Source organism: Actinomadura syzygii (genome assembly GCF_008085905.1).
In the GTDB taxonomy this organism is placed as follows: domain Bacteria; phylum Actinomycetota; class Actinomycetes; order Streptosporangiales; family Streptosporangiaceae; genus Spirillospora; species Spirillospora syzygii.
In genome coordinates this window covers 298,396-311,525 of record NZ_VSFF01000007.1, presented here as the reverse complement: position 1 = coordinate 311,525, position 13,130 = coordinate 298,396, and the positions used below count along the sequence as shown (strand labels likewise).

The window sequence follows — 13,130 nt, the reverse complement described above, 5'->3', positions numbered from 1 at the left end:
GACCTACTCGCCAACCTGCCCGCCCTCGTCATGGACGGGGCAGCAGGAGCGTACGGGACAGGTGCGACACTTGTCGTTCGCCCGCGCCTGGAACACATCGCTCGCCATGCCGTTCGCGACGATCTCGACCAGCTTCTTGGGCCATTCCGGGTCGGAGTCCTCCGACGGGGCGGGCTGTTCCTGCTCGCGCGCCTTCGCGGCGAACGCGGCCTTGCCGACCTGGACGAGCTTCGCCCCGCCGGGCTCGATCAGCCCGTGCCGCTCGAACGCGCCGAGCATGACCGCGTACTGGTAGACGCCGAGTTGCGGGTGGCGGGTCAGGTCGTCCTTGGGGACGACCGCCGACGACGTCTTGATGTCGATGATGACCGCGCGCCCCTGCTCGTCGCGCTCGGCACGGTCGATGCGGCCCTTGATGACGACGCGACCCAGGTCGACCTTGAACGATTCTTCGAGCGCGACGACCTCGTTGGGGTTGTCCCGGTGCCAGGTGAGGAATTTGTCGACCATCCGGGTGGCCTGCTCACGTTGCTTCTCGGAGTACCAGGCGCTGCGGAATTCGAGGTCGTTCCAGATCTCGTTGAGCCGTTCGGCGACGTGGACCTCGTCGATCCCGTCGTCCGCGCCCGCCATCTCGGCGACGGCGTGGACGACCTTGCCCATCGTGCTGTACTCGTTGGGGCCGCCGTCCTGCGCGCCGACCGCCGAGGCGAGCAGCCAGCGGAGCCCGCACGTGGTGAACGCCTCGACCTGGGACGGGGAGATCGTGATCTGCTCGTCCTCGGCGAACGCGGGACCCACGTCGGAGAGCGCGGTGATGGCGTACCAGTTCTCCGGTTTCGCGCCGCGCACGCCCGCGCGCGCGAGCCGTGCCAGGTGCCCGGCGGCGGCGCGGCGCAGCGGCTCCGGCCGTGCCGGGTCGGAGACGACCGAGCGCAGGTCGGCGACCAGCGCGGACAGCGACAGCCACCGCGTCTTCTCGTCCAACTGGGACTGCTCGATCGCGCCGGGGAGCAGTTCGTTCAGGAACCGGGACGGCCGCTCCTCGGTGTCGTCGCCGCCGACGGCGGTGACGACGAGCCGTTTCCGGGCGCGGGTGACGGCGACGTAGAAGAGGCGGCGTTCCTCGTCCAGCATCTTGGCGGCCATGGACGCGCCCGCCGCGACGTCGCCGTCCGGCTCGGCCCCGGCGGCGTGCTCGACAAGTTCCTCGACGCCGAGGAGCGAGCCGCGCAACCGCAGGTCGGGCCAGACGCCCTCCTGGACTCCGGCGACGATGACCACGTCCCATTCCAGGCCCTTGGCGCGGTGCGCGGTGAGGATGCGGACGGCCTCGCCCTGCGGGGCCTGCTCGGCGAGGGTGTCCCCGGCGATCTCCTGGGCCGCGATGGTGTCTACGAACAGGTCGGCGCCCGCCTGCGGCAGCCGGTCGACGAACCGGGCGGCGTGGTCGAACAGGGCGACGACGGCGTCGAGGTCGCGGTCGGCGGCGGCGCCGCGCGTCCCGCCCTTGGCGCTCTGCTGGAGCAGGACGTCCGCCTGCCCGCTCTCCTTCCACACGGACCAGAGGACGTCCTCGGCGGTGTCGCCGTCGTGGACGCCGCGCCGCGCCACGTCGATGAGGTGCGCGACCTTTTCGGCCGGCGCCCGCACCCTTTCGTGGACGAGGACCAATTCGCGTGGGTCGTTCACGGCAGCGACGAGGAGTTCTCCGAGCGGACGCTGCCCGCCCGACAATTCCTCCGAATCCCGCAGGGCCCGTTTGAGGCGGCGCATGGCGAGCGCGTCGGCGCCGCCCAGCGGCCCGGTGAGGAGGTCTTCGGCGACGACCTCGTCCAGGAAGCCCTTCTTGAGCGCCGCGTTCAGCAGGATCAGGAATGGACGGACGGCAGGCTCACCGATCAGCGGAACCTCGTCGCCCGCCACGACCACCGGCACACCGGCCTGGGCCAGCGCCCGCCGCAATACCGGGACCTGCCGCACCGCGCTCCGCACCAGGACCGCCATTCGCGACCACGGGACGCCGTCGAGCAGATGCGCGCGGCGCAGTTCGTCTGCGACGAGGGCCGATTCCTGGCTTTCGGAGTCGGCTATCACGGCGCGGACTTCGCCGTCGTCCAATTCTTCCAGGGGGCGGAGGGCGCGGTGTTCGGCGGCGCCCGCCGCACCGGCGGGAAGGCGGCGCGCTATCCGCCGCGACGCCGCGAGGATCTGCGGGCCCATCCGGCGGCAGGTGCGCAGTGCCACGACGGGCGCGGGGTCGCCGTCCAGGGTGCGGAAACGGTCGGGGAATTCCTGGATGCCGCGCACGTCCGCGCCCCGGAATCCGTAGATCGACTGGTCGGGGTCGCCGACGACGATGAGGTCGCGTCCGGCTCCGGCGAGGTGTTGGAGTAGGGCTTCCTGCGCGGGGTCGGTGTCCTGGTATTCGTCCACGAACACGATGTCGTAGGCGTCCTGCTCACGGAACCGGACCTCTTCGTCCGTGAGCATTCCGGCGGCGAGGTGGATCAGCTCGCCGTAGTCGTAGGTGGGGACCGGGTCGAGCAGGAAACGGTTCACATACCGGTCCATGAATTCGCCGATGGCGGGCCAGTCGTCACGGCCGCGCAGGCGTCCCAGGGCGGCGAGGTCCTCCGCGCCGTAAGCGCGCTCGACCGCGCGCAGAGAAAAGTCGCGCAGTTCCTCGGCGAAACCGCGCGTCGCCAGGGCGGCCCGCAGCCGTTCCGGCCATTCGCGGGCGCCGTCCGCCAGTTCGCCTTCGAGGAGCCGCCGCACCTCCAGCAGCTGCTCCGGCCCGGACAGCAGGCGCGGCGCGGGCTCCTCGTTCAGGACGGCGTCCCGGCGGAGCAGGGCGTAGGCGTAGCTGTGGAAGGTGAGCGCGAGGGGCGTCCGCGTCGTCCGGCGGAGTCGTCCGGTGATCCGCTCGCGCAGCTCGCCCGCCGCCTTGCGGCTGAACGTCAGGACGAGCACCCGCTCCGGGTCGGTCCCGCGGTTCTCGATGCGGTCGACGACCGCCTCGACGATCGTCGTCGTCTTCCCCGTGCCCGGCCCGGCGAGCACGAGCATCGGCCCGCCGGCATGCTCGACCACCCGCCGCTGCTGGTCGTCGAGCACGGGCGGGACGGCCCGCGCGGGACCCGCGCGGCGCACGAGACGGTAGGAAGCGGGCGGCACAACAGTTCATTGGAACAGATCACCGAGACGGTTCTGACCACAACGCACTCATGTCGCCCAAGAAACCGCCGAGCTCACACTGTCGGCCCCCACTGTCGGCCCCCACTGTCGGCTCACACGGCGATCTTCTCTTGGAAGGCGCGGAGGGCGGCCCCGCCGACGGCCTTGTCCTGGTCGCCGCCGCCGCGCTCAGCCCGCTCGTGCTCGCGGCCGTCATCGGCTGCGCGTCCCGCCTGCACGGCGCGCGGACGGGCTAGGGGCAGGCGGTCTAGGCGGCGCCCGCCCAGCGGGCGCGGGTCATGTCGACGCGGCGGCCGTCCGGGCGCAGGGGCGTGCCCTCCACGCGGTACTGCTCGTGCGCCTCGATCTCGTGACCGTCCGGCGGCCTGCCGTCCGCGCGGACGACCCGCCACCACGAGACGCCGCCGCCGTACAGGGACATCACCCGCCCGACCTGGCGCGGGCCGCCGCGTCCGACCAGTTCGGCGATGTCGCCGTAGGCGAGGACGCGGCCCGGCGGGATCTGCTCCACCGCGTCCAGGACGGCCTCGGCGTACTCGTCGGGATCCGCGAACATCACGACGACCCTAGCGGCGGCGGGCCCGGCCGGCCGAGCGGAGGCGGCGGGCCGGGCGGGCCGGGCGGGCCGAACCGCTGCGGGTACGGCGGAGGGGACCCGGGCCGCGGCGGATACGGCGGTTGCGCCCCTGTTCGCGGCGGGAACGGCGACGCCCCCGGCCCCCCGAACGGCGGCTCGTCGGCCGGACGGGGATGGCGGCGCCGGAACGCCAGCGCGATCGCCCCCGCCGCGACCGTCCCGCCGACCCCGCCGAGCAGCAGCCCGAAGATCAGCGGACGCACCCAGCCGGGCCGCTCGATGATCTCCACGGGTCCCGGGTCGGCGGCGCCGAACCGCCGTCCCTCGGGCTTGCCGGGCGTCCCGCCGCCCTGGGCGGAGGCCAGCGAGTCGGCGGCGGCGAGCGCCCGCGCCGCGTGCACCTCGCCGAACCCGACGTTGGCGTCGTAGCGCCCGGACGGCGCGTTCTTCACACTCTGGATCAGCGACTGCGCGACCAGCGCCGGGGCCATCTTCGGGTGCTTCGCCCGGATCAGCGCGGCGATCCCCGACACGATCGCGCTGGAGTCGCTCGTCCCGCTGCTCAAAAAGTACTGGCCGCCGGGCGCGGCGACGGGCAGGCCGTCGCCCGGCGCCGACACGACCACCGAGTAGTTGCGGTTGGAGAACGGCGCGCGATCGTGCCCCGGCCGCGTCGCCGCGACCGCGATCACGCCGGGGAAGGACGCCGGGTAGGAGTAGGGCGCGAAGCCGTCCCCGTCGAGGTTGCGCTTTTCGTCGCCGTCGTTGCCGACCGCCGACACGACCACGACGCCCCGCCCGATCGCGTAGCCGATGGCGGCGCGCTCGTCGGCGACCTCCTCGTCCTTGCCGAGCGACAGGTTGATCACGTCGGCGCCGTGGTCGGTCGCGTAGCGGATGCCGCGCGCGACCGCGCCCTCGGCCTTGTCGGACGTCCGGTAGCTGAGGTAGCTCTTGTCCTCCGGCTCGCCGATCGCGCGGATCGCCAGCACGCGGGCCTCCGGCGCGATGCCGATCATCCCGGCCCCGCCGCCGGGGCCGTGCCCGTGCCCGGCGATCAGCGACGCCATCCCGGTGCCGTGCAGCCGCTTCGGCTTCGTGCCCGCGTCGATGTCGGCGAGCATGTTCGGGCCGGTGATGACGGACCCGGTGAGGTCGGCCTGGCGGGCGTCCACGCCGGAGTCGACGACCGCGACGGTCACGTTCCGGCCCTTGGTGATCTTCCAGGCGGCGTTCATGCCGAGCAGGTTCAGGACGGGCCGCTGCCGGTCGCGGACCTCGTCGGCGCGCGCGGGGACGGGCGCGAGCCACGTCCCGGCCAGCGCAACCGCGCCGACGGCGGCCGCCGCCCTGACCCTGCGTCTCGGGGACGGCATCAGCACCGCCACAGGGGGTCGTCGCAGTCCGGCAGGGACTTCGCGGACAGCGACCGCGCGATCGTGTGCCCGAGCTGCGGCGCCAGCGCGAACGGCTCGCCCGGCCGCTCCTTCTTGACCGCGGCGGCGGGCCGCCCGTCGACCTGGCCGGACGTCGTCAGCACTACGTAGGGGCCGCCGCGGTCGATCGTCCGGTCCTGGCGGGCGTCGTCGGTGAACCGCGCGGACGCGGTGCCCGCGAACGGCGCGGCGTGCAGGGCGGGGCTGACGCCGCCCGTCCCTTCCGGGCCCTGCGCGCCGGGCAGCTCCTTGTAGGCGCGGTCGGCCTTCCACGGATCGGGGAACGCGACGACGCCCACGGTGACGACGATGCCCTGGAGCTGGTCGACGTAGGTGGCGCGCAGGACGGCCCGGCACTCGTGCCTGCGGATCGTGTTCGCGATCACGTCGTCCACGCCCTCCGCGCAGGCCGTGTCGGGGACGATGCCCGTCCGCGTCGCGTACTCGCTGTGCCCGGCGATGGGCTGGTAGGTGATCCGGTCGGGGAAGATGCGCTCCGCGGGCCACGCCTCCCAGCGGCGCGCGACCTCCTTGTTCGCGGCGATCTGCAGCTCGGCGCTGGTCGGCGGGCGGTTGAGCGTCGTCCACGCGGCGGTGAGGGACACGCCGGTGGTGAGCAGGTAGGTGCACCCCACGACGAGCGCGACGACCATCCACTGCCGGGCGCGGAGCCCGAGGACGGTCAGCGGCGGCGGGCCCGGCGGAGCGGGCGGACGCGGCGGCCCCAGCGGGCCGGGCGGCGCCCACGGCGGAGGCCCCGGCGGGCCCCCGGCGAAGGGCACGCCGGACGGACCGGCGGGCATGCCGGGCTGCTGCGGGGGCCGCGGCGGATGCGGCTGCTCGGAGGGGGGCAGGAACGCCACAACAGTCAAGATTAACTGTGCTTCACGACATTCCGCCCTGACATCGCGGTGAGGGGGACGTCCAGAGCCGGTTCAGGGAGCGCAGGGGGCGTCCCCAACCGGGATGCAGCCTGGGCGACATCCGGGAATGCGGCGGCGCATGGCAAGGTTGTCGGGTGGGAGGACGGTGACACCGCCGTCCGACCCCGCCCTTCGAACGAGCCCAGCACAGGAGCGTCCACCGTGTCGTTGCCACCTCTGGTAGAGCCCGCAGCGGAGCTCACCCGCGACGAGGTCAACCGCTACTCGCGGCACCTGATCATCCCCGACGTGGGCATGTCCGGGCAGAAGCGCCTCAAGAACGCCAAGGTCCTGGTCGTCGGCGCGGGCGGGCTCGGCTCTCCGGCCCTGCTGTACCTCGCCGCGGCCGGAGTCGGCACGCTCGGCGTCATCGACTTCGACGTGGTGGACGAGTCCAACCTGCAGCGGCAGATCATCCACCGGCAGTCGTCCCTCGGGAAGCCGAAGGTCGAGTCGGCGGCCGAGACCGTCCGTGAGATCAACCCGCTGATCGACGTGGTCGTGCACAACACCGCGCTCGACCGCGACAACATCATGGACATCTTCTCCGGCTACGACCTGATCGTCGACGGCACCGACAACTTCGCCACCCGCTACATGGTGAACGACGCGGCCGTCCTGCTCGGCAAGCCGTACGTGTGGGGGTCGATCTACCGGTTCGACGGCCAGGCGTCGGTGTTCTGGGCCGAGCACGGCCCCTGCTACCGCTGCCTCTACCCGGAGCCGCCGCCGCCCGGCATGGTCCCGTCCTGCGCCGAGGGCGGGGTGCTCGGCGTGCTCTGCGCGTCGATCGGCTCCATCCAGGTGAACGAGGCGATCAAGCTCCTCGCCGGGATCGGCGAGCCGCTCGTCGGCCGCCTGATGATCTACGACGCGCTGGAGATGACGTACCGGTCGGTCAAGGTCCGCAAGGACCCGGAGTGCCCGCTGTGCGGCAAGAACCCGACGCAGACCGAGCTCCTTGAGGACTACGAGGCGTTCTGCGGCGCGGTCTCCGAGGAGGCCGCCGAGGCCGCCCAGGACTCCACGATCACCGTCATCGACCTCAAGGGCATGCAGGACCGCGGCGACGACATCTTCCTCGTCGACGTCCGCGAGCCCAACGAGTACGAGATCGTCTCGATCCCGGGCGCGACACTGATCCCGAAGGGCGACTTCCTGAACGGGTCGGCGCTGGAGCGGCTGCCGCAGGACAAGAAGATCGTCCTGCACTGCAAGTCGGGCGTCCGCTCCGCCGAGGCCCTCGCGGTCGTCAAGAACGCGGGCTTCGCCGACGCCGTCCACGTCGGCGGCGGCATCCTCGCCTGGGTCAACCAGATCGACCCGTCCCAGCCCAGCTACTGACCACGGCACCGAGCACGCGGCAAGGCCCCCGGGACTCCCGAAAAGGGAAGGTCCGGGGGCCTTTCCCGTGGCATGGTCTCGGTCCGGCTTGGAGCGTCAGATTTGTGGCTCGTTCCAGAGGCGGCTGAGCAGGACGGACAGGTCGTGGACGGTCTCGAACCCGTACCGCTCGGCGAGGGAGCGCTCGTGCGCGCGGGCCAGCGCGTCCAGGCGGGTGAGCTTCGCGCGGCCGAGGTCGGACACGTGCACCGACACCCGGCGGCGGTCGCGGGCGGAGTGGGTGCGGTAGAGGTAGGCGGAGTCGACCAGGGAGTCGACGAGCCGGGTCAGCGTGGGGTGCGGGATCTCGACGACGACCGCGAGCTCGCCCATCGAGACGTCGTCGGCGTGGGCGAGGGCGCGCAGCACCCGCCACTGCTCGACGGACATGCCCTCCTCGTCGAGGAGGGCGCCGAGGCCGCGGGCCAGGGCGCGCTGCGTGCGGGTCAGCAGGTCGACCAGTTCGGCCAGGTCGGCGCCGGTCGTCCGGTCCAGGGTCGTCTCGTGCCGCTCCGCCACTGTTCCTCCCTCGCCGTCCAGGCCCCGTGCAGAGCATACTTGCCGGGTCATGAACAGTTCGGCGGTCGTGCGCACAGTCGTCAGGGACAGCATGGAACTGCTGGTCGCCGGGCCGGACCCGACGGCGCTGCGGATCGGGCTGCTGCTCCCGCTGTCCGGGTCGCTCGGGCTGACGGGGCCGTCCGGGCTGAGCGCCGCCTGCCTCGCCGCGACCGAGGTGAACACGGCGGCGGCGCTGGAGCGGCGCACGCCCCTGTGGGAGGACGACCCCCCACACCCCCCGAAACGACGGGTTGAGCTGGTGCCGGTGGACGCCGGGCGCGCGCCCGGCGCGGTCGCGGGCGACGCCCGGCTGCTCGCCGACGCGGGCCTCGTCGACGCGTTCGTCGGGTTCCACACCAGCGACGTCCACCGGGCCTTGGAGGCGGCGCTCGCCGGGCGCGCCCCCTACGTGTTCACGCCCCCGCACGAGGGCGGCCCGCGCGGCGCCGGTGTGGTGCTGCTCGGCGACTCGCCCGGACGGCAGTTCACGCCCGCGATGCTGCGGCTCGCCGAGCGGCGCGGCCTGCGGCGGTGGGCGCTGGTCGGCAGCGACTACATCTGGCCGCAGTCGGTGCACCGGGTCGCCTCCCGGACGGTCCGCTCGCTCGGCGGCACGGTCGTCCTCGACCGGCTGCTCCCCTTCCCCTGGGCGGCGGGCGAGGCGGGCTTCGAGGAGCTGGTGGACGCCCTAGCGCTGGCGCGCGCGCAGGCCGTCCTGGTGAACCTGGTCGGACGCGACCTGGCGGTGTTCAACCGGGTGTTCGCCGCGTCGCGGCTGGCGGCCGAGGTGGTGCGGCTGTCGGGGGCGCTGGAGGAGAACGTCCTGCTCGCCGGCGGCGGCGACGACACCGGGGAGCTGTACTCGGTGATGCGGTCGTTCGCCGGGCAGGGCGACGAGCGGCGGCTCGCGCTCGCGGAGCGCTACCGGACGGCGTTCGGCGCCACCGGACCCGTCCTCGACACGTACGCGGAGGGCTGCTACGACGGCGTGCACCTGCTGGCGGCGCTCGCCGCGGCGGGCGCGCTGACCCCGGGCCGGGCGCGGGCCGCGGCGGCCCGGCTGCTCGCGGGCGCGGGCGACCCGGCGGTGCGGCGGGCGTGGTCGGCCGCGCCGCTCGGACCGCCGTCCGCGCAGGGGTATCTGGCCAGGGCGGACGGCCTCGACCTCACCGTCATCGCGCGCTTGTGAACTGCTTGTTCGTTAAAGCTTTCCATTTGAAAGGAATGTCTCTAGGCTGCGCGCTGGACCGGCGGGCCGATCAGGGCCGCGCCGGAGGAAGGACCGCCAATGGCCGTCGATTCAGCGCAGCCCGAGGGCATCGAGCGCTACGGGTACACCCAGGAGCTCCGGCGCTCGCTCGGCTTCCGTGACCTGGTGGTCTACGGGCTGATCTTCATGGTGCCGATCGCGCCGTTCGGCATCTTCGGCAGCGTCTTCCAGGGGTCGGGCGGCATGGTCGCGCTCGCCTACGCGATCGGGATGCTCGCCATGCTGTTCACCGCCGGGTCGTACGCGCAGATGTCGCGGGCGTTCCCGATGGCGGGCTCCGTCTACACCTACGCGGGACGCGGCCTCAACGCGCCGGTCGGGTTCCTGTCCGGCTGGATGATCCTGCTCGACTACGTGCTGGTCCCGAGCCTGCTGTACCTGATCGCCAGCGTGGCGATGAACTCGCTCGTGCCGGACGTCCCGGTGTGGCTCTGGCTGGTCGCGTTCGTCCTGCTCAACACCGCCGTGAACTACTTCGGCATCGAGATGACCGCGCGGATCAACCGGATCATGCTGGTCGCGGAGCTGATCGTGCTGGCCGTCTTCCTGGTGATCGGCGTCGTGGCGCTGGCCCAGGGCAAGGGCCACGGCGGCGGCGGGTTCCATCCGATCTACAACGACGCGACGTTCTCGTGGAGCCTCGTGTTCGGCGCGGTGTCGATCGCCGTGCTGAGCTTCCTCGGCTTCGACGGGATCTCGACGCTCGCGGAGGAGAACCGCGAGTCGGCCCGCGCCATCGGACGGTCCATGGTCGCGGCGCTGCTGCTCGTCGGCGTGCTGTTCATCGTCCAGACGTGGGTGGCGTCGCTGCTGGTCGCCGACCCGGACGGGCTGATCAAGAACGGCGACGCGGAGGGCACCGCGTTCTACGACGCGGCCGACGTCGCGGGCGGCGTCTGGCTCGCCAAGCTCACGGCGGCGGCCACCGCGATCGCGTGGGGCTTCGCGAACTCGCTCGTCGCGCAGGCCGCGACGTCCCGGCTGCTGTACGCGATGGCGCGGGACCGGCAGCTCCCCCGCTTCCTCGCCAAGGTGGACCCGAGGCGGCAGGTCCCGGTCAACGCGACGCTGCTCGTCGCGGCGGTCTCGCTCGCGCTCGGCCTCTACATGGAGCAGCGCGACGACGGCATCACGCTGCTCAGCTCGCTGGTCAACTTCGGCGCGATGACGGCGTTCCTGGTGCTGCACGTGTCGGTCGTCGTGCACTACGTCGTCCGGTCCGGGAGCCGGGACTGGGGGCGCCACCTGATCGCGCCCGCCGCCGGGTTCGCGATCCTCGGCTACGTCGTCTACAACGCGGACGTCGCGGCGCAGGAGCTGGGCTTCGTCTGGCTCGGCATCGGCGTCGTCGTGCTGATCGGGCTGCTCGTGATGCGGCGGCGTCCGACGCTGTCCGGCATCTCGGGCGAGGCGGGCGACGACGAGGAGTGAAGCGCGTCAGCGTCCGCGCAGGATCAGGCGTGCCAGCCTGCGCGGACGCTTGCGGTGCCAGGCGGCGCGCTCGTTCGACTCGGGGAACGGCTCGTCCGGGACGGGGACGCCGAGGAACGCGCACAGCGGCTCCCAGCCGTCCCGGACGTCGAAGACGAGCAGGCGTTCGGCCGGGATCGCCTCCTTGACCTCGGCGATGTGCCGCTCGAACACGCCGAGGACGTGCTCCCGGTCGTCGATGCGCCCGCCGAACACCCGGTCGAAGACCGTCGCGCGGGCCATCCGCGGGTAGAGGGCGAAGTCCGGGGACCGCCGCGCGACCAGCCACCGGACGATCCGCCGCCGCAGCGGCAGCCGCCGTTCGGCGAGCGCGCGGGCGAAGATCGTCGAGCTGACGCTGCCGTACCAGCGCTCCGGGTCGCGGACGGTCAGGATCACCTTCGCGTCCGGGTAGTGCGCGGCGAGCTCCCGCCAGTAGGACGCGGCGGGCCAGTCGATCGCGGCGCGGAAGCCGTCGAACAGCGCGTCCCAGTCGGCCGCGCGGCCCTCCCCCACGTCGAGCCACTGCCGGACGCGGCGCGGCTCGGCGATGATCGTGGACATGTGGTGGCAGGGGCCGTGGCCGAGCCGGTCGAGGGCGGCCTTCAGCGAGGCCGTGCCCGTCCGCCCGAATCCCGCGCCGATCACTTCCAGCACTTCGGTCCGCCTTCGGTCCGCCTCTGATCCGGTTCTGATCCGTGCCGCGTAGTTTCTCCGGTGCTCATGCATTCTGCGTGGAATCAGGGAGCCGGACAATGAGCCTTTTCCCGCGTCCCCTTCTCGGCGCGCTCCTGGAGTCGCCCCGCACGGCGGCGTTCGAGCACGGCGACCGGCTCGTGACCCGGGGCGAGCTGCTGGAGCTCGCCGGGACGATGGCGGGCGCGCTGCGCGACGCGGGGCTCGGGCCGGGGGACGGCGTCGCGGTGCGCACCGGCGTGTCGCCGGAGGCGTTCGCCGCGCACCTCGCCGCGCACGTCCGCGGCTGCCGGGTCGTGGGCGTGCGGCCCGGCTACCCGCCGGGCCAGCTCGCGCACGTGCTGCGGGCGGGCGTCGACGCCCTCGTCGTCGACCGCTCGACCGAGACGCCGGGCCTGCTCGCGGCGGCCGGGCCGGTCAAGGTGCTGCGGCTGGACGAGCTGGCCGCGTCGCACCGTCCGACGCTCGACGTGCTGGCCCGGCCGGACGACGCGGCCCTGCTCGCCTACACGAGCGGCAGCACCGGGCGGCCGAAGGGCTGCGCCGTCACCTACCGGGCGCTGAGCGCGCACTGGGCGTGGCAGCCGGACGTGTGGGGCCCGGTCGCCGCCGGGTTCGCGGACGCGTTCGAGCGCTACCTGCTGTTCGGGACGCTGGCCAGCATGGTCGTGCTGGAGTTCCTCGCGCCGTGCCTGCTCGGCGGCGGCACCGCCGTGATCCCCGAGGACGACGGCCGCCCGCTGTTCCCGTACGCCGTCGAGCGGTACGCGATCACCGGGGCGATCGTGACCGTCCCGAGGTTCGGGCGGATGCTCGACCTGCTGCGCGGCGACGACGCGCCGGACGTCCGGTCCCTGCGGGCGCTGATGGTGTCCGGGTCGCCGCTCGGCCCGAACCGGCTGGCGGAGGCGGCGGAGCGGCTCGGCCCGGTCGTCTACAACGGGTACGGGCAGACGGAGGCGGGCTCGGTGTCGATGCTCACCCCCGCCGACATCGCGGCCGGACGGCTGACGTCGGTCGGCCGCCCGCATCCGGGCGTCGAGGTGAGCGTCCGGGACGAGCACCGCCGCGCGACGCCCACCGGCGTGACGGGCGAGATCCACGTCCGCAGCCCGTACCTGATGACGGGCTACTGGGACGACCCCGACGAGACCAGCGACGTCCTCCGGTACGGCCGCCTCCGCACCCGCGACCTCGGCCATCTCGACGCCGACGGCCACCTCCACCTGGACGGCCGCACCCGCGACGCGGTCATGGTGAACGCAATGGTCGTGTACGCGGGCCCGATCGAGCGGGTCCTCGCCGGGCATCGGGACGTCGCCGAGGCGTACGTCGCGGGCGCGCCGGACGAGGAGACCGGCGAGGCCGTGCACGCGTTCGTCGTCCCGGCACGCGGCCGGACCCCGGACGACGCGGCGCTGGCGGAGATGGCGGCGCTGGTCCGGGACGAGCTGGGCGACGACAACGTCCCCCGGACGATCACGGTCGTTCCCGGCGTGCCCGCAGCGCCGAGCGGAAAGCCCGACAAACGCGCCCTCCTCACCGCGCACCGCTCCCACCTCCGGCCCCGTCCGCGCCCCCTGCCTTCTTGACGAACGTTTCTGATCAACCTCTGA

11 protein-coding genes are annotated in these 13,130 nt (G+C 73.1%); 5 read left to right on the top strand and 6 right to left on the bottom strand.

Going from position 1 to position 13,130, the window contains the following annotated elements:
* Positions 1-3: 3 nt before the first annotated feature.
* Positions 4-3,177: an ATP-dependent helicase gene (locus FXF65_RS19340; protein ID WP_246198936.1), complete on the bottom strand. Its 3,174-nt coding sequence runs from the start codon at positions 3,175-3,177 to the stop codon at positions 4-6.
* A 131-nt stretch (positions 3,178-3,308) separates the two neighbouring features.
* On the opposite strand from FXF65_RS19340, the gene FXF65_RS45900 reads away from it, so the two are divergent.
* Entirely contained in the window at positions 3,309-3,434 is a 126-nt protein-coding gene (locus FXF65_RS45900; protein ID WP_281288920.1) for a hypothetical protein, read from the top strand.
* Between the two features lie 11 nt (positions 3,435-3,445).
* Here FXF65_RS45900 and FXF65_RS19335 read toward each other — a convergent pair whose 3' ends face one another.
* Genes FXF65_RS19335 through FXF65_RS19325 form a run of 3 tightly spaced genes read right to left on the bottom strand, consistent with a single transcriptional unit; the run spans position 3,446 to position 6,074 of the window.
* The gene (locus tag FXF65_RS19335) at positions 3,446-3,754 is read right to left on the bottom strand and encodes an MGMT family protein (protein WP_148351357.1); all 309 of its coding nucleotides are present in this window, start codon (positions 3,752-3,754) and stop codon (positions 3,446-3,448) included.
* Positions 3,754-5,151, bottom strand: a complete 1,398-nt coding sequence (locus tag FXF65_RS19330; RefSeq protein WP_187412392.1) for a S8 family peptidase — start codon at positions 5,149-5,151, stop codon at positions 3,754-3,756. The genes FXF65_RS19335 and FXF65_RS19330 overlap by 1 nt, the downstream gene beginning before the upstream one ends.
* Positions 5,151-6,074 (bottom strand): hypothetical protein, encoded by a 924-nt coding sequence (locus FXF65_RS19325; protein WP_187412391.1) that lies wholly within the window; start codon positions 6,072-6,074, stop codon positions 5,151-5,153. The genes FXF65_RS19330 and FXF65_RS19325 overlap by 1 nt, the downstream gene beginning before the upstream one ends.
* 222 nt (positions 6,075-6,296) lie before the next feature.
* Here FXF65_RS19325 and moeZ point away from each other — a divergent pair, with 222 nt between their 5' ends.
* Positions 6,297-7,478: an adenylyltransferase/sulfurtransferase MoeZ gene (gene moeZ, locus FXF65_RS19315; protein WP_148351355.1), complete on the top strand. Its 1,182-nt coding sequence runs from the start codon at positions 6,297-6,299 to the stop codon at positions 7,476-7,478.
* A 96-nt stretch (positions 7,479-7,574) separates the two neighbouring features.
* Here moeZ and FXF65_RS19310 read toward each other — a convergent pair whose 3' ends face one another.
* Complete coding sequence (locus tag FXF65_RS19310) at positions 7,575-8,036, bottom strand: MarR family winged helix-turn-helix transcriptional regulator (RefSeq protein ID WP_222868640.1); 462 nt, start codon at positions 8,034-8,036, stop codon at positions 7,575-7,577.
* Positions 8,037-8,085: 49 nt separating this feature from the next.
* Here FXF65_RS19310 and FXF65_RS19305 point away from each other — a divergent pair, with 49 nt between their 5' ends.
* Positions 8,086-9,267, top strand: coding sequence for an ABC transporter substrate-binding protein (locus FXF65_RS19305; RefSeq protein WP_148351354.1), 1,182 nt, complete (start codon positions 8,086-8,088; stop codon positions 9,265-9,267).
* Positions 9,268-9,366: 99 nt separating this feature from the next.
* Complete coding sequence (locus FXF65_RS19300) at positions 9,367-10,779, top strand: APC family permease (RefSeq protein WP_148351353.1); 1,413 nt, start codon at positions 9,367-9,369, stop codon at positions 10,777-10,779.
* Positions 10,780-10,785: 6 nt separating this feature from the next.
* Here the strand turns inward: FXF65_RS19300 and FXF65_RS19295 are convergent, their stop codons facing one another.
* A complete protein-coding gene (locus tag FXF65_RS19295) occupies positions 10,786-11,475 on the bottom strand; it encodes a sulfotransferase family protein (RefSeq protein WP_148351352.1) in 690 nt (229 codons plus the stop codon).
* Between the two features lie 98 nt (positions 11,476-11,573).
* On the opposite strand from FXF65_RS19295, the gene FXF65_RS19290 reads away from it, so the two are divergent.
* Positions 11,574-13,106 (top strand): class I adenylate-forming enzyme family protein, encoded by a 1,533-nt coding sequence (locus FXF65_RS19290; protein WP_148351351.1) that lies wholly within the window; start codon positions 11,574-11,576, stop codon positions 13,104-13,106.
* Positions 13,107-13,130: the final 24 nt, after the last annotated feature.